13 protein-coding genes are annotated in these 12,674 nt (G+C 40.6%); 12 read left to right on the top strand and 1 reads right to left on the bottom strand.

What is annotated here, in order from left to right:
- Window positions 1–24 precede the first annotated feature (24 nt).
- From L1611_RS07250 to L1611_RS07200, 11 genes are all read left to right on the top strand, one after another.
- Window positions 25–1,212 carry an NAD(P)/FAD-dependent oxidoreductase gene (locus tag L1611_RS07250; RefSeq protein ID WP_236312426.1) on the top strand — a complete coding sequence of 396 codons (1,188 nt, stop codon included), beginning with the start codon at window positions 25–27 and terminating at the stop codon, window positions 1,210–1,212.
- A 30-nt stretch (window positions 1,213–1,242) separates the two neighbouring features.
- Window positions 1,243–2,142, top strand: coding sequence for a 4-hydroxy-tetrahydrodipicolinate synthase (gene dapA / locus L1611_RS07245; RefSeq protein ID WP_236312425.1), 900 nt, complete (start codon window positions 1,243–1,245; stop codon window positions 2,140–2,142).
- Between the two features lie 45 nt (window positions 2,143–2,187).
- Window positions 2,188–2,970 carry an aspartate/glutamate racemase family protein gene (locus L1611_RS07240; protein WP_236312424.1) on the top strand — a complete coding sequence of 261 codons (783 nt, stop codon included), beginning with the start codon at window positions 2,188–2,190 and terminating at the stop codon, window positions 2,968–2,970.
- Window positions 2,971–2,982: 12 nt separating this feature from the next.
- Window positions 2,983–3,276, top strand: coding sequence for a (2Fe-2S)-binding protein (locus tag L1611_RS07235; RefSeq protein ID WP_265738385.1), 294 nt, complete (start codon window positions 2,983–2,985; stop codon window positions 3,274–3,276).
- Window positions 3,260–3,556, top strand: a complete 297-nt coding sequence (locus L1611_RS07230) for a (2Fe-2S)-binding protein (RefSeq protein ID WP_236312423.1) — start codon at window positions 3,260–3,262, stop codon at window positions 3,554–3,556. Before L1611_RS07235 ends, L1611_RS07230 begins: the two co-directional genes overlap by 17 nt.
- 25 nt (window positions 3,557–3,581) lie before the next feature.
- Window positions 3,582–4,817, top strand: a complete 1,236-nt coding sequence (locus L1611_RS07225) for an NAD(P)/FAD-dependent oxidoreductase (protein WP_236312422.1) — start codon at window positions 3,582–3,584, stop codon at window positions 4,815–4,817.
- 65 nt (window positions 4,818–4,882) lie between these two features.
- On the top strand, window positions 4,883–5,482 hold the full coding sequence (locus L1611_RS07220; protein WP_236312850.1) for a short chain dehydrogenase: 600 nt from the start codon (window positions 4,883–4,885) through the stop codon (window positions 5,480–5,482).
- 93 nt (window positions 5,483–5,575) lie between these two features.
- Window positions 5,576–6,715: an alanine dehydrogenase gene (gene ald, locus L1611_RS07215; RefSeq protein ID WP_236312421.1), complete on the top strand. Its 1,140-nt coding sequence runs from the start codon at window positions 5,576–5,578 to the stop codon at window positions 6,713–6,715.
- A gap of 293 nt (window positions 6,716–7,008) precedes the next feature.
- Complete coding sequence (locus L1611_RS07210) at window positions 7,009–8,022, top strand: Gfo/Idh/MocA family protein (RefSeq protein ID WP_236312420.1); 1,014 nt, start codon at window positions 7,009–7,011, stop codon at window positions 8,020–8,022.
- A 12-nt stretch (window positions 8,023–8,034) separates the two neighbouring features.
- Window positions 8,035–9,009 carry a Gfo/Idh/MocA family protein gene (locus L1611_RS07205; RefSeq protein ID WP_236312419.1) on the top strand — a complete coding sequence of 325 codons (975 nt, stop codon included), beginning with the start codon at window positions 8,035–8,037 and terminating at the stop codon, window positions 9,007–9,009.
- A gap of 344 nt (window positions 9,010–9,353) precedes the next feature.
- On the top strand, window positions 9,354–10,181 hold the full coding sequence (locus L1611_RS07200; protein ID WP_236312418.1) for a sugar phosphate isomerase/epimerase family protein: 828 nt from the start codon (window positions 9,354–9,356) through the stop codon (window positions 10,179–10,181).
- 613 nt (window positions 10,182–10,794) lie between these two features.
- Here L1611_RS07200 and L1611_RS07195 read toward each other — a convergent pair.
- The gene (locus L1611_RS07195) at window positions 10,795–11,367 is read right to left on the bottom strand and encodes a CBO0543 family protein (protein WP_236312417.1); all 573 of its coding nucleotides are present in this window, start codon (window positions 11,365–11,367) and stop codon (window positions 10,795–10,797) included.
- A gap of 511 nt (window positions 11,368–11,878) precedes the next feature.
- On the opposite strand from L1611_RS07195, the gene L1611_RS07190 reads away from it, so the two are divergent.
- Entirely contained in the window at window positions 11,879–12,577 is a 699-nt protein-coding gene (locus tag L1611_RS07190) for a DUF4386 domain-containing protein (protein WP_236312416.1), read from the top strand.
- Window positions 12,578–12,674 lie beyond the last annotated feature (97 nt).

The following is a 12,674-nucleotide window of genomic DNA, read 5'->3' as shown; positions in this document are numbered from 1 at the left end:
AAAGGTTATAGGAGGCACACCCTCATGAATAGTTTTGATGTTGTGGTGATTGGTGCTGGCATTATCGGATGCAGTGTTGCATACCACCTATCTAAAGCAGGATACACTGTAGCGCTAGTTGACAAAGGGGATGTCGCTTCAGGTACTTCTAGTCGTTGTGATGCAGTTGCTCTAATTTGTGACAAAAAACCTGGCATAGATACTGAAATGGGTTTTACAAGTATTCAACTATATAAAAAATTGGCTAAAGAGTTATCCTTTGACTTTGAATTTTCTTCCAGAGGCAGCTTATATGTGTGCGAAACAGATCAAGAACTGGAAATCGCAAATTACTATGTCAATGAGCAGGCAGCAGCCGGGTATGACATGAAAATGGTAGATGGAAAAGAACTACTGGACATTGAACCATATTTGGCCAGGGACTTAGCGGGAGGAATATGGACAGAGGTAGATTCTACCATGAACCCGTATCTCGTTTGTTTTGCTTTTGTAGAAGAAGCAAAAAAATATGGTTTAAAACTTTACTCTAATCATGAAGTGAAAGCGATCAAAAAGAGACCGGATGGTAGTGTTGAAGCTGTTGTTACTGATAAAGCGATGATACACACAAAAAAGGTTGTAAATTGTGCCGGTGTATGGGCAGGTAAGATTGGCCAAATGGTAGGAATCGATATTCCCATAAAGCCACGAAAAGGGATGGTCCTAGTATCAGAAAAAACAAAGCCTGTCGTTAGTCAAAAGGTTCATGAATTTGGTTATATGTTATCGAAATTTGAAGATATAAACTATTCACGCAATGTAAGCAAAGTGGTTGAAGAAAACAATATTGCTTTTACTATTGAGCCAACAGAAGCAGGAAATTTCCTTTTAGGAGGACACCGCTCATTTAAAGGGTATGACATTACATCTGAAAATAGAGTTATGCGCGGCATTGCAGAAAGAGCTTTACGTTTCTTACCCGTTTTGAAGGACATAGCATGTATTCGTTCTTATGCAGGAATTCGACCATGGGTTGTTGATCATTTGCCAATTGTTTCAGATGTAGAAGAAGTGCCAGGCTTTTATATAGCTAGTGGACATGAAGGTGATGGAATTAGTATGGCGCCAATTACTGGTAGAATGATGACCCAATTAATCTCAAACCACGAAACAGATTTTAATATTGATCGATTGAAATTCTCTCGCTACAAACAATCAAGTCAAATTATTTAATGAAAAAGATATTAATAGGAGGAATTTAATATGTACAAACCTACAGGTATGATTCCGGCTATGCCTACACCTTTTAATGATGAAGAAAATATAGACTTTGATTCTTATAATAAATTAATAGATCATTTAATAGATGGCGGGGTTCACTGCCTGCTTGCCGGTGGCAGCACAGGTGAATATTCCTTAATGTCTATGGATGAAAGGAAATCAGTCTTAAAGGCGGCTGTTGAAGCGGCTAAAGGCCGCGTACCAATCATGGCCGGTACAAGCGCACATAAAACAGAGGATACTCTTGAACTTACAAGATATGCAGCAGAAATCGGTGCTGACTGTGCTCTTGTTATCAATCCCTATTATTTAAAAACGAGTGAACAAGGCATTATTGATTATTACACTAAACTTGCAAAAAACGCTGATATAGGCATCGTTATTTATCACTATCCTGCAGCAACAAGTGTTGAACTTTCGCCAGAATTAATAGCAGAATTGAGTAAAATTGATGGTATTGTTGGTGTCAAAAATACGACAGATCAAGAACATACCTGTAAAGTGATTGCTCTTACAAAAGATCAAGATGATTTCTCTGTTTTAACTGGATTTGAACACTTGATTTTACCAACGTTAGCAGTCGGTGGAGATGGGGCAACAGGAATTGTACACAATTTGGTGCCAAAAGAAATTGTTCAAATGTATAAATTATTTACTGAAGATAGAGACATTGAAGGAGCTATTGAAATAAACCAAAAACTTCTTCCTCTTTATGATTATGTAGAAGCTGAACCTGTTCCAGGACCGGTAAAAGCAGGTTTAGACATTCTGGGGATTAAAGGAGGTCATGTACGCGAACCACTCGTACCAGCCTCTGAAGAATTGAAACAAAAAATGAGACAAGCACTTTCTGAGCTAGGTTACGAAGTTCAAACTGTTTAATTGCAGCAATGGAGAATATGTAACGGTGAGATAGGATGTGAGAAAGTGTCAATAAATCAATCTCAAGAATATGGCCTCATTAGTGAAGGATCCAATACAAGAATACAGATGAAGAAAGGACAGTATGTCTCGGGGTATTCAGTTGGAATATTATTTTTAGATGGTTGCTGGTATCCGACCTTGCCTGGAAATGTAGCTAATCTATCCACATATGACTTTCCAGTAGTGATGAAAGTAGTACCCGGGTGCACGCAAGAAAGAATACATGCGGGTGATCCAACATTAGTGGACGATATTATTGCTGCAGCCCTAGATTTTGAAAAAGAAGGGGCCAAGGTAATTTGTGGGGCCTGCGGTTTTTTTGGGAATTACCAAAAGCAAGTCGCTAATGCGGTTGATATACCAGTATTCTTATCAAGTGTTATTCAACTCCCATGGATCAAGCAGGGATTAAAATTAGAACAAAGCGTGGGGGTTTTAACAGCAGATATCAATGGATTGACAGATGATCTTTTTCAAAGCTGTGGAGTCAATAATACTGAATATATAAAAGTGAAAGACTTAGGAAGGCTCCCAGAATTTTCAGCAATAACTGAAAGCAGAGGAAGTTTTGACAACGATATCGTTCGTAGAGAAGTTGTGAAAGCTTCTCTGGAACTTGTCCATAACCATCCAGACATGGGAGCTATACTGCTTGAATGTAGTGATCTTCCACCATATGCTGCAGATATTCAAAGGGCAGTTGGTTTGCCGGTATATGATTTTATTACAATGATTCGGTGGGCGCATATGGCGACATCACAAAAACCCTACGGTGGCTTTCTATAACAAGGAGGTGGAATGGCGGTGATAAGTGATGACGATAAGATTATATGCAGATGTGAGGAAGTATCTTTAGGTACGATTAAAGACATAGTCCATCATTTTCATTGTTCTTCCCGTGAAGTGAAATTAAGAACGCGCGCTGGAATGGGATATTGTGGAGGAAGAATATGTCGAACAATTATAGAAAAAGTTGTACAAGACATCAACAATGAGAAGGTTAGCAATGAAAGTCAACTCAGCTATCGTCCGCCTATACGGCCAGTAACCTTCGGGCAGTTAGGAGGTAGCGGGAATGACGATGAGAGTTGAATACCACCCTGTTCTAGGAAATTTGGAAAATCAACGGAGAATAACAATCTATTTCGATGATCAAGCCTATCAAGCTTATGAAGGTGATACCATAGCTTCAGCCATGATGGCAGAAGGAGTAAAGACATTAAGATATCATGAAGTAAGCGGGAAAGGAAGAGGGGTTTATTGTAATATTGGTCATTGCTTTGAATGCAGAGTTCGCGTAAATGAAGAAAATATTGTAAGGGCATGCTTAACGCCTGTCTCAGAAGGAATGAGAATACATTCGTTATCTTAAGTTTACTTAAAGTAGGTGAAGTAAAGTGTCAGACCTTCTTATCATTGGAGCTGGACCTGCTGGATTAAGTGCTGCAATTGCTGCAGCAGAAAAAGGGCTATCTGTTACTGTGATTGACGAATTCCCGAAGGCAGGTGGGCGTCTTCTCGGACAGCTTCATCAAGAACCAAACGGTGAATGGTGGAATGGTATACAGAAAGGAGAACAGCTTAGTCAACGGGCTCGTCAATTAGGGGTAACGATTCAGTGTGAGGTTTCCGTTTATGATATTAGTCAATCGAAAAATGGATGGGACGTATACACCACTAAAGGGGAATACAAAGCTGAAAAACTGCTTCTAGCTACAGGAGCTACAGAAAGTCCTATTCCAGTGAAAGGGTGGACCCTTCCAGGAGTAATGACCATAGGAGCAGCTCAGATAATGGGAAATGTTCATCGAGTAAAGCCAGGAAATTCATGTATCATTATTGGAGCTAACGTGTTGTCTATGGCTATTGCGAATGAACTAAAGTTATGTGGTGTAAATGTTAAAGAAATCATTATTCCTAAAGCAGATATTACGTCAAACGAAGCTGGCAATCCTGAACAGGTTTTATCTTCTTTAATGCGATTGACACATCTTGCACCTACTCCTATACTTCGCCAACTAGGTAAAATAGGGAAATTGGTACATCCCAAAATTGCAATAAAGCTTTTTCCGAGAAAAGGGATCAGAATGTTTGATATCCCACTTCGCCTTAAGAATGCTGCTCTAGAAATCGTAGGAGATCGTTTTGCTACCGGTGTACGGACAGCGAATATTAAGGCAAACGGTGAAATTGATCATACAAGTGAAAAAGTAGTGGACGCTGACTTTGTATGTATTGCGGGAGGATTAACCCCTTTATCAGAACTTGCTTCAATCATCGGTTGCTCATTCAAATATATACCAGAGCTAGGTGGTCATGTTCCGGTGCACAATGAACAAATGCAGACGAATATTCCTGGTCTTTATGTAGCTGGAAATATAACAGGTATTGAAAGTGCGAAAGTAGCAATGGCTCAAGGAAGAGTTGCTGGGTTGGCTATAGCTGCAGATATTATGAACGATTGGGAGCAAATGGAGACCTCAATAAATAAAGCAATTGAGAATGTTAACATTACCAGAGATAAAGCTTTAATCCAGTTTCATCCTGGTATTTCTGATGCACGTAAGAAGTTCTATCAAAAGTCTGAAGTTGATCTGACACAAATATCGAAAATTAAAAAAAGGGAAGCTTAACTTCTAGTAACATATCATTATTAACGATTGGTAATCAGACTATGAAAGGTGGAAGCGTGAAAATTATGAGACTTTTACTAGTAGGCGCAACTGGTACTCTAGGAACAGCGGTTGCAAATGAAATGAAATCTGATGCGGATATTATAAGTGCGGCTAGAACGAATGCTGATGTGAAGGTAGACATTACATCAACTGAGAGTATTAGAGAGATGTTTAATAAAGTAGGTGAAATAGATGCGTTAGTCTGCACGGCCGGGGCGGCCCACTTTGGTCACGTAAAAGAAATGACCCCCGAGCAAAATTTAGTGGCTGTTAATAGTAAACTTCTCGGACAAATTAATTTAGTCCTTCTTGGTCTTGATTACATTCGGGAAAATGGAAGTATTACATTAACGACAGGTATTTTAATGGACGATCCGTTAGTAACAGCTTCTTCAGCTGCCATGGCAAACGGGGGAGTGCAAGCTTTTGTGAGGTCTGCGGCAATCGAACTACCTAAAAATATTCGTATTAATAATGTAAGCCCAACGATGGTTACTGAAGCAAAAGAAAAGTATGGTTCGTTGTTTAAAGGGTTTAAACCTAGAGAAGCTAAGGATGTAGCCCTTGCATACAAGAAAAGTATCCTAGGAGCCCAGTCCGGTCAAACGTATAAAGTTTATTAACTTCTTATTTGACTGCAATTAAATTTACCATCATCTTCTGTTCAGAAGAAAAACAATGTCAATAAACTAACTTATTCTTAAAGGGGTATGAATATGATAATTGGTGTGCCTCGAGAAGTAAAAAACAATGAAAACCGGGTAGCGCTGACACCTAACAATGTTGCTGTCTATATAAATGCTGGACATAAAGTGCTGATCGAAAAAAATGCAGGTCGTGAAAGTGGGTTTACCGATAATGATTATATAAATGCAGGAGCAACAATTGTGCAGGATCCTCAAAACGCTTGGGATGTAGATATGGTCATTAAAGTGAAAGAACCGATCGAATCAGAATATAAGTTTTTTAAAGAGGGTTTAATTCTATACACATATTTGCATTTAGCTCCCGTGCCAAATCTTACACAATCTCTTTTAGAAAACGGAGTTATTGCTATAGCGTATGAAACGATCCAATTAGAAAATGGTTCTCTTCCCTTATTAACACCTATGAGTGAAGTTGCAGGGCGTATGTCTGTACAAATAGGTGCCCAGTTTTTAGAAAACAGTAAAGGTGGAAAGGGAATATTGCTTGGAGGAGTTCCTGGTGTTGCTCCGGCAGAAGTCGTCATTATAGGGGGAGGCGTAGTAGGAACGAATGCTGCCAAAATGGCCTTAGGCTTAGGGGCTAGTGTAACAATACTAGACATAAGTGCAGATCGTTTACGGCAATTGGATGACCAGTTTAATGGACAGTTAAAAACCATAATATCTAACCCCCAAACAGTAAGACTTGCAGTAAAATCTGCTGATTTGTTAATTGGAGCAGTTTTAGTACCAGGAGCCCGAGCCCCACAAATCGTTACAGAGGATATGGTTAAAGACATGCGGGCGGGGTCTGTAATCGTCGATGTTGCAGTTGACCAGGGAGGTTCGATTGAAACAATCGATCATATAACAACTCATGCTGACCCTACTTATGTTAGACATAATGTCGTCCATTATGCTGTAGCAAATATGCCTGGTGCTGTCTCACGAACTTCTACCATTGCTTTAACGAATGTCACAACGCAATTTGGGTTGGAAATTGCAAACAAGGGGTATGAAAAAGCAGCTTTGGATAATCCTGCCTTAGCAAAAGGGATTAATGTAATGAATGGTAAAGTCACTCTAGAAGGAGTAGCTGATGCACATGGCTACACGTATACAAATATCTATGAGGCACTAGAAAATAAAGAATATGCAACAACCTCTTAAATTTGATGATCGCTATGTGCTAGTCAAGTCTGAGGTTTGAAAACTAGAATAGAGTATGGCGGGGTTAAGGCCATTTAAAATGACCACACAACATCAACGTTAATGTTGTGTGGTTTTTATATATAGAGAGACTAAACGAGAGATAACATGGAAATCATTTTTGAATCTGTTTAAAAAATAAAAAGGGAAAAACGGTTTCATGGAGAATTGCCGTAATGTTAAGTTTTGTTCAAAAATACTTCATAAAAGGCTTCATGTCAGGAGCTGTAAAAGAATAGAAGGGAGAGGTTTCAATGCATCATGTGTTAATTCTGGGAGCAGGTACGATGGGAAAAGTGCATGCAGCGGCTTATGCTGAGATGGATGACGTACAAGTAGTCGGGATCGTGGACAGTGATTATGAAAAAGCAGCCAAGGTTGCTTCCCCACTTGGTGCGCCGGTCTTTGCTTCAGTCGATGAAGCACTATCCACACTCGATTATTTAAATATAGTCGATATATGCTTGCCTACCTTTATGCATAAAGAAATGGTCTTTCGGTTCGCGGAGATTGGGATCGATATCATCTGCGAGAAGCCGATCGCCCGCACCCTTGAGGATGCGAGGGGGATTATCGATTTCTGTAGAGAAAAGAATGTAAAGTTGTTCGTCGCGCACGTAGTCCGTTTCTTTCCTGAATATGAGTTAGCGAAAAAACGGATTGAAGAAGGGGCCATAGGCAAACCCGCAGTGGCTCGTACGTTTCGCGGGGGAATCTTTCCGACAGGCTGGAACGATTGGTATGCCGATTTTAGTTACAGCGGCGGTCTGATCCTCGATATGATCATCCATGATTTTGACTATTTGCGATGGATGTTCGGAGAAGTGGAACGAGTCTATGCCAAAAGCTTGTTAGGTAGGAATTTACTGCGCCTTGATTATGCCCTGGTCACCCTCCGCTTTAAAAGCGGGGTAATCGCCCATGTGGAAGGCTCGTGGGCACATGAGGGATTTACGACGAGATACGAGATTGCAGGACAGAAAGGAATCATTGACTATGACAGTGCAAAAGAAATGCCACTTGTCATGAAGAGCAAGAAGGCTGGAAAGGGGGCTGGCGGGGTCGCGGTTCCGGAAAGTCCATTGAAAAAGACCCCTTATTATCTGGAGCTTGAACACTTTTTATTATGCATCGAACGAGATGAGGAACCGAAAGTGACAGCAGAAGACGCTTATAAAGCGGTAGAAATTGCTATTGCCGCTCTGGAGTCGATCCAGTCGGGAAAGCCGGTTACTCTGAATTCAGAAAAGGTACACCCGCGAGTTTAAGGAGGAGTTTTCATGAAAATCGGAATCATAAGTTTCGCTCATATGCATGCTTATAGTTATGCCAGATCCATTCAAAGGATTGACGGAGTCGAACTGGCTGGAATTGCAGATGACAACGTAACCCGTGGTACAAAAATGGCTGATACTTTTCAGACCGACTACTACCGGGATGTCGATTCATTGCTGAGTGCTGAAATAGAAGCGGTGATTGTCACTTCTGAAAACGTGCATCACGTGGATCATGTGACCGCAGCTGCTGAAGCAGGGAAACACATCCTGTGTGAGAAACCATTGGCGACCAATACCGTAGATGCAAAAAAAATGGTCGCCGTATGCAAGGAAAATGGAGTCATCCTCCAGACGGCATTTCCTGTCCGCTTCAATACATCGATCATTCGGGCGAAGGAGCTGGTGGAAGCGGGGAAACTAGGACGAATCCTTGCCATGAAGGGGACGAACCGGGGAACGAATCCAGGTGGCTGGTTCATTGATCCGAAAAAATCAGGCGGCGGAGCGGTGATGGATCACACTGTACATGTTGTGGATGTCATGCGCTGGTTGATGAAAGCAGAGGTGAATGAAGTCTATGCTGAAGTGGACCAGCTGATCACTGAGGAAAAGATTGATGATTGCGGCATTCTTACACTGGAATTCACAAATGGAGTATTCGCCACATTAGATTGCAGCTGGAACCGTAACAAGACCTACCCGACATGGGGGGATGTCACTCTTGAAATCATCGGCACTGATGGTATGGTCTCGATCGACGCGTTTGCCCAGAAAGTGAATGTTTACAGCGATGACAAAGGGTTAGCGTGGGATTTCTGGGGTGATGACATGGATTTTGGATTGATCCAGGATTTTGTCACAACCGTACTGAACAAGCGAGAGCCTTCCATCACTGGTGAGGATGGGATGAGAGCGGTAGAAGTGGCGATTGCCGCTTATGAATCAGCATCTAGGAAAAAGCCAATATACATTGGCTGATGCATGTGTAAATGATGAAGTTTGAGTATTATAAGACCCTTTGAGTGCGAAAAACCGGATGTAAGGTCCTCATAGAGGCTTTATAAGACCCTTTAAGTGCGGAAAACCGGATGTAAGGTCCTCATAGAGGCTTTATAAGACCCTTTGAGTGCGGAAAACCGGATGTAAGGTCCTCATAGAGGCTTTATAAGACCCTTTGAGTCTGAAAAACCGGATGTAAAGTCCTCAAAAAGGCTATATAGGTTAGCATATTAAGAGCTTACCAAGCTGGGGGTATGATCAATATTATAAGACCTGAACGTCATGATAAACAACGATTCAATCGTGGATTGGAGAGGGTGTGAATGAACAAAGGTATAAATGCTTGGTGTTTCCCTGAATCCTATTCAATAGAGGACATTTTCAAGTCAGCCAGGGACCATGGATATGAAGGGGTAGAGTTGAACCTTTCTGATGATCCATTTGCACCATTGCCACTGAATTTGAAAGACAAAGACTTGATGGACATTAAACTGAAAGCTTTAGACGCAGGGCTATCCCTTCCTAGTTTATCGACAGATTTATTATGGAAATGCCCGTTGACAGATGAGGATGCAAATATACGCCAGAAAGGGCTGGCGATCGTTGAAGAGATGATCCGGATGGCGGTAGTTTTCGAAGCCGATACCGTACTGGTAGTGCCGGGGGTCGTTAATGAGCATGTGTCGTATGAAAAAGCGTATGGAAGTTCACAGGAATCATTGCGAAAGTTGCTACCTCTTGCTGAAAAAGCTGGTATTACAATCGGAATTGAGAATGTCTGGAATAAATTCCTATTAAGTCCTCTTGAGATGCGACAGTTTGTAGATGAATTTAAAAGTCCGAACATAGGGGTTTATTTTGATGCTGGCAATGTGTATCCATTCGGATTTCCAGAGGACTGGATCAGAATTCTTTCTGACCGTATAAAATCGGTTCATGTCAAAGACTTTAAAGCAAGTGTTGGAAATGCAAATGGATTTGTTCCTCTTTTGGCAGGAGATATCAAATGGAACCGAGTAACAGATGCGCTGGAGGAAATCGGGTATGAAGGATTCGTCATTCCTGAAATACCTCCACATCAACATTTTCACCAGTCTTTCATAGGAAATCTTGCTGACACGATGGACGAAATCTTTCCTTTCAAGAGGTAACAGGAAGATACACATGAATAACAGCAAACCGCATGCGATAGGCCAGGATATCGGCGGAACCAATATTACTGGGGCAGTCATCAACAAAACAGGAGATATATTCGGAAAAAATATCCATTGATACCGATCCGGAAACCTGTCCAGTTGAGGTGTTAGACAGAGTCTATAGGATGATTGATGAGCTGTTGTAATAGCAATGTCTCAATAGATGAAATGGCTGGAATCGGTGTAGCCGCAGCTGGAGTCATCGATTCGAAAGAGAAACGAGCTTGCATTGAGAGCATTTAAGGAGGCAGGCTTCTATCTTGGAATAGGGATGACCAATCTGATCCTGAGGCGACCATTCTTGGTGGAGGCGTCATCAAACACCTTTTAAAGAAATTTTGGTAAAGCCAAGCCTGGGGCGACGGCGGACCTTAGTTGCACTGATACACAAGGAATAGGCTTTCTTATAGTGTGAAAATACTACTATTCCAAATATAAGAGGGGGTTATTGCTTAAGCTTGGCAGGGACTTGGCGCTTTTGGCATCATATTAGTAAAGGTGTACCTGGGGATTGTAGGAAGAGGAAAAGGCCTTCCGACAATCTCCTGTTTGGTCGTTACCGATGCTGCTATTTGGCTTCCTCGGTTTTCAGCTCTTCAAAGTGTTTGCCCATAACAAGGAAGGATCCGATTAGATACACTAAAAAGTATATAGGGAGTGAATAAATGGGGTTCCAATTAATTGGTTTATAATATCCCAGCCATTGAAAAATCGGTTCACCAATGAAAGCTCCCATAATTGAAAAGAGCACCGCTTTTAAAACAGGGGACATCTTCGGTTTGATCTGTAAAAAGAACATAAAGATCACTGGAAGAAGGCATAAATCCCACGGGATGAAAGAAGGTAAAAATGGAACGACTTCATACCGATAATCCCACAAGCCTAAATCCGCTCCAAAGGAATCAAGAAGCATTGAGACCGAAATAATATAAAATGCTCCACTTAATAATCGATTTGAACTCTCTTTTTTCCTGAATTTCCACCATAATAACCATGGGAGGATTGAAAGCAAGACACTTAAACACCATTGCCATGATAGAAGCTCATATTCAAACCATATTTGACGATCTTTGTCGTTAGCATGAGCTAGTTTTTTATAAACGGCATCTATTTTTGCAGCGACTTCTTCTGGAATAATCATATTCCCCCACCCTTTTCATAACTGAAAATAATACAATAAAAAACTCTATTTTTATTTCCTATTTCTATTCTTTGTCTTAACCCTATAAAGGTATACTTCTGAATACAGCGCTTGGACATATCTATTTCAATCATGCTTGTTATTTCCGGAAAGCTGGTATTCAAAAAATGAGGGTTTTGGAGGAAAAGATCAAACAGATTGATGAAATCGTTACGGTACATACGGCGTTTGTCATAAAAGTTGTTCGCGATTCCCTTGAAATTCAATAGATTAGTAGACTTGTTTCTCTTCATCTTGTGTAAGATATTAAGACAAAAGAAAAAGCGGTTAAAACGATCTACAGATACATTGAGCTTTTTTACCATAGGAAACGAATTCATCTAAGGAAGGGTCATAATATTTTTGATAGTGGCCACTTTCTTGACAGTGCCTGATCATACTAAAGTATCTGTTTTATTTTACCTTTTCCTGTCATATTATTAAAAAAGAGGTATTTATAAGGAGGTTAAATATGTTGAGGAAAAGTACAAATTCAGGTAGAAGGTCTGCAATAATTACTGGAGTGTTATTAATAGCCGGAATGGTTGCAGGTATATTTAGTGTTGTTCCTGTTATAGATGGAGCAGATTACATGGTGAAGGCTTTTACATATGAAAACCAGGTACTTATAGGAGCGTTTTTCCAGTTGTTAATGGTTGTTGCATATGTCGGTATTCCTATTTTGATGCATCCGATTTTAAGTAAGCATAATAAAGGTTTAGCTCTTGGATCTGTTGCTTTCGGCATTATTGCGGGTGTTTTCATTATTATTGGTGTAATCATTCTTCTGTTGCTATTGACATTAAGCCACGAATTTGCAAAAGTTGGAACTCTGGATGTATCGTATTTCCAGACATTAGGTGGATTGTTACAGACAGGACGTGATTTGGTGAATCATGTGGCAACGACACTGGCATTTGTTTTGGCTATGCTTTTGTTTAACTGGATATTTTTCCAAACAAAACTAGTTCCACGTTGGTTGTCAGTTTGGGGTCTTATTGGATCTACATTGTCTATATTGGCAAGCTTATTATTTATGATTCGCTTCATCGGTCTGGATTCAACCTACATGATGTTGAACATTCCAATAGCCTTTCAACAATTGGTTTTGGCTATATGGTTAATCGTTAAAGGGTTCAACCCAACGGTACAGGATTCTGTATCAAATTAATAGGAAAGCTCTAGCTATTGTTCTCACCTCATCCTCTATTTACCAACTATACTTCTAATGAGGGGTACGACAACTATTCTGACACAGGGGGCATATC

It is taken from the genome of Pseudalkalibacillus salsuginis (assembly GCF_021646685.1).
GTDB lineage: Bacteria > Bacillota > Bacilli > Bacillales > Fictibacillaceae > Pseudalkalibacillus > Pseudalkalibacillus salsuginis.
The sequence above is the reverse complement of the archived record's forward strand: the minus strand, read 5'-3'. Positions and strand labels throughout refer to the sequence as shown.

Coding starts and splice junctions, on each gene's coding strand:
- L1611_RS07250 (WP_236312426.1), top strand. CDS start 25: ATGAATAGTTTTGATGTTGTGGTGATTGGTGCTGGCATTATCGGATGC.
- dapA (WP_236312425.1), top strand. CDS start 1,243: ATGTACAAACCTACAGGTATGATTCCGGCTATGCCTACACCTTTTAAT.
- L1611_RS07235 (WP_265738385.1), top strand. CDS start 2,983: ATGGCGGTGATAAGTGATGACGATAAGATTATATGCAGATGTGAGGAA.
- L1611_RS07230 (WP_236312423.1), top strand. CDS start 3,260: ATGACGATGAGAGTTGAATACCACCCTGTTCTAGGAAATTTGGAAAAT.
- L1611_RS07220 (WP_236312850.1), top strand. CDS start 4,883: ATGAGACTTTTACTAGTAGGCGCAACTGGTACTCTAGGAACAGCGGTT.
- ald (WP_236312421.1), top strand. CDS start 5,576: ATGATAATTGGTGTGCCTCGAGAAGTAAAAAACAATGAAAACCGGGTA.
- L1611_RS07210 (WP_236312420.1), top strand. CDS start 7,009: ATGCATCATGTGTTAATTCTGGGAGCAGGTACGATGGGAAAAGTGCAT.
- L1611_RS07205 (WP_236312419.1), top strand. CDS start 8,035: ATGAAAATCGGAATCATAAGTTTCGCTCATATGCATGCTTATAGTTAT.
- L1611_RS07200 (WP_236312418.1), top strand. CDS start 9,354: ATGAACAAAGGTATAAATGCTTGGTGTTTCCCTGAATCCTATTCAATA.
- L1611_RS07195 (WP_236312417.1), bottom strand. CDS start 11,367: ATGATTATTCCAGAAGAAGTCGCTGCAAAAATAGATGCCGTTTATAAA.
- L1611_RS07190 (WP_236312416.1), top strand. CDS start 11,879: ATGTTGAGGAAAAGTACAAATTCAGGTAGAAGGTCTGCAATAATTACT.